The organism is Nocardia cerradoensis NBRC 101014 (genome assembly GCF_000308535.1).
Classification (GTDB): Bacteria; Actinomycetota; Actinomycetes; order Mycobacteriales; family Mycobacteriaceae; genus Nocardia; species Nocardia cerradoensis.
The window spans coordinates 1-2,771 of sequence record NZ_BAFW01000306.1 but is presented as its reverse complement, the minus strand read 5'-3'; the positions used below and the strand labels follow the sequence as shown (position 1 = coordinate 2,771).

Here is a 2,771-nt window from a genome sequence, read left to right as displayed (position 1 = left end):
CATCGCCCCGTACGAGGTGCTCTATGCCGGCGGGGCCGCATCCGGCGGTGCCGTCAGCGTCGAACTGGTCTCGGCGGAAGGGCCGCGGGAGGTGGTCAGCGGCACCGGCGGGCTGACCTTGTGCGCCACCGCGGCGCTCGATCCGGCGCGACCCGGTGTGGTGCTGGTTCCCGGCGCTTCGGGCCGCATCGGCGAGCCGGGGGAGATGCCGGATCAGGAGGCCGGGGCCGCCGGCGAGTGGCGTCGCGACGAATCGATCCCGGTTCTACTCGGCCGCACGCTGACCACCGGACTACCCGAGTTGCTCCGCACGGCGATGGCGAATCCGCGGATCACGGTTGCCGCCGTATGCGGGGGGTCGCTGATTCTCGCCATGGCCGGGCTGGTGGAGGGGCGTCCGGCGACCACCCATCATCTGGGACTGGATCTGCTCGAGGCCACGGGTGTGCAGGCCGTGGACGCGCGCGTGGTCGACGACGGCGATCTCGTCACCGGCGCCGGCGTGACGTCCGGGCTCGACCTCGGGCTCCATCTGCTCGAACGCGAGATCGGGCCGCGCGTCGCCCACGCGGTCGAGCGGCTGTTCGCCCATGAACGTCGCGGCATTGTCTGGCGTCGCCAGGGCCCCGTTCCCGCCACCGTCTGATCCGATGTGCTCACCCACGACCCATCCGAGGAACAACTGCGTCATGTCCGCCGAAGATATTTGGGATCTGTCCATCTCCACCCCGATCGGCAGGATTGCCGTCGAACTCGATATCCATCGCGAGGACGGCCGCCTCGTCGGCACGGCAAGTGGTGCGGGCGAACGGGTTTCGCTGCACGACATCGTGCTCGACGGTGATCGGCTCACCTGGAATCAGGCCGTCAGGAAACCGATGCGCTTGAATCTCGCCTTCGCGGTCACCGTCGAGGGCGACGCGCTCACCGGAACCGCGAAGGCGGGACGCCTGCCCGCGTCGAAGGTCACCGGTGTGCGCCGCGGCGGAGCGGAGCGCGTCCGGTGACGAAAGTTCTGCTGTCGCTGCATGTTCTGGCCGCGGTGATCGCGATCGGACCGGTTGCCGTCGCCGCCGGCATGTTTCCCCCGGCCCTGCGCCGGGCCGCGGATTCGACCGAATCGACCGCGAACCTGTATGTCCTGCATCGTATTTGCCGAGTGTATGCCGCAGTCGGCCTAGCGGTCCCGATCTTCGGGCTGGCCACCGGCGCCGCCCTGGGCGTACTCGGGACCGGATGGTTGATCACGTCGATCGCCCTCACCGCCGCGGCCGCGGCGATCCTGGCCACGATGATCCTGCCCGACCAGCGCGCCGCCCTCAGCTCTCTCGCAGCCGGCCGCGTCGATGCCACGGCCGCACGCCTGGCCATGTCGACCGGCATCTTCAACCTGCTGTGGGCGACCGTCGCGGTGCTGATGGTGGTGCGCCCCGGATCGACCACCGGCGCCTGAACCCGCGGCGTGTCCGGTCACGACACGACGAGGATTGCGCCGGGTCGGTGCATTGCGGCGCCGGCCGGAATACCGTGGACGTATGCGCGCTGTCGTCCATCTGGTGCTGTTCGCCTGTGGGGTCGTGATGGCGGTCGGAGCGTTCGGGCCGTTCGTCGGGGTCGTGCAGGCCCGCCACATCCGGCTCGTCGACATCCGCGACGGCTTCGTGACCGGAATTCCGCTGGACGGGGTGCAGGCCCAGTCGCCGCAGCTGCGCGCGTCCTACACGGTGGTGCTGCTGCTCGTCGCCCTGGTGATGCTGCTGGCCGGGCTGTTCGGCTCGCGGATGCTGGGATGGCTCGCGGTGCTGGCCGGCATCGCGGCGCTCGTGGTGCCGGCCTGGCGATTGAATCAGCGGTTCGACAGCCAACTGCGCGACGACTATCAGCATCTGCTCACCGGCACCTGGGGGCTGTATCTGTTCGGCGGCGCGGTGGTGGTCGCCATCCTCGCGCTGCTCGTGCCGGGTGAGCGGCCCCGGCGCCGGGCGGCCGTGGGTGCGGGGGAGAAGCAGGCCCGCTAGACGTTCATCGCAACCTCACGGCTCGCTCACAGGTAGCTGTGGAGCTGCACGGGCTGAATAGGCACCGTGACAACATCACTCCTCGAGAATTCGCCGGTGGTACCGCCCGAGCCCGCCAAGTCCGGCGCCGCCCGCAGATTCGGCGGCAGCGCCGTCGAGCGGGCCGGTCTGGCGGTGCTCCTGATCGCGACGGCGGTGATGTACCTGTGGAACATCACCGTCAACGGGATGGGCAACCAGTTCTACGCCGGCGCCGCCTGGGCCGGATCGAAGAACTGGGAGGCGCTGCTGTTCGGCTCCCTGGATCCAGCCAACTTCATCACCGTCGACAAGCCACCCGTATCCCAGTGGGTGATGGGGCTGTCCGGCCGCATCTTCGGCTTCTCCAGCGCGAGCATGCTCGTTCCGCAGGCAGTGATGGCCGTGGCCGCGGTCGCGCTGCTCTACGGGGCGATCCGCCGGATCACGGCGAATCACTGGATGGCGCTGCTGGCGGGCGCCGCGCTGGCATTGACGCCGGTGGCGGCGCTGATGTTCCGGTTCAACAATCCCGACGCGGTCATGGTGCTGCTCATGACGGCCGCCGCCTACGCCACCGTGCGGGCACTGGACCGCGCGTCCACGACCTGGCTGATGCTGGCCGGGGCGGCGCTGGGCTTCGCATTCCTGGCGAAGATGCTCGAGGGGCTGATGGTGTTGCCCGCGCTGGGGGTGGCCTACCTGCTGGCCGCTCCGGCATCGCTGCGCAAACGC

General features: G+C 69.7%; 5 protein-coding genes. All 5 read left to right on the top strand.

The window, feature by feature from the left end:
- The first annotated feature begins 1 nt into the window (after position 1).
- The gene (locus ON23_RS28190; RefSeq protein ID WP_051043483.1) at positions 2-646 is read left to right on the top strand and encodes a DJ-1/PfpI family protein; all 645 of its coding nucleotides are present in this window, start codon (positions 2-4) and stop codon (positions 644-646) included.
- Between the two features lie 43 nt (positions 647-689).
- The gene (locus ON23_RS28185; RefSeq protein ID WP_039781958.1) at positions 690-1,007 is read left to right on the top strand and encodes a hypothetical protein; all 318 of its coding nucleotides are present in this window, start codon (positions 690-692) and stop codon (positions 1,005-1,007) included.
- On the top strand, positions 1,004-1,453 hold the full coding sequence (locus ON23_RS28180; protein ID WP_039781957.1) for a membrane protein: 450 nt from the start codon (positions 1,004-1,006) through the stop codon (positions 1,451-1,453). The genes ON23_RS28185 and ON23_RS28180 overlap by 4 nt, the downstream gene beginning before the upstream one ends.
- An 82-nt stretch (positions 1,454-1,535) precedes the next feature.
- Positions 1,536-2,018, top strand: coding sequence for a hypothetical protein (locus tag ON23_RS28175; protein ID WP_039781955.1), 483 nt, complete (start codon positions 1,536-1,538; stop codon positions 2,016-2,018).
- 96 nt (positions 2,019-2,114) lie between these two features.
- The coding region (locus ON23_RS28170; protein WP_245556161.1) for a glycosyltransferase family 39 protein at positions 2,115-2,771 on the top strand (657 nt) is incomplete at its 3' end.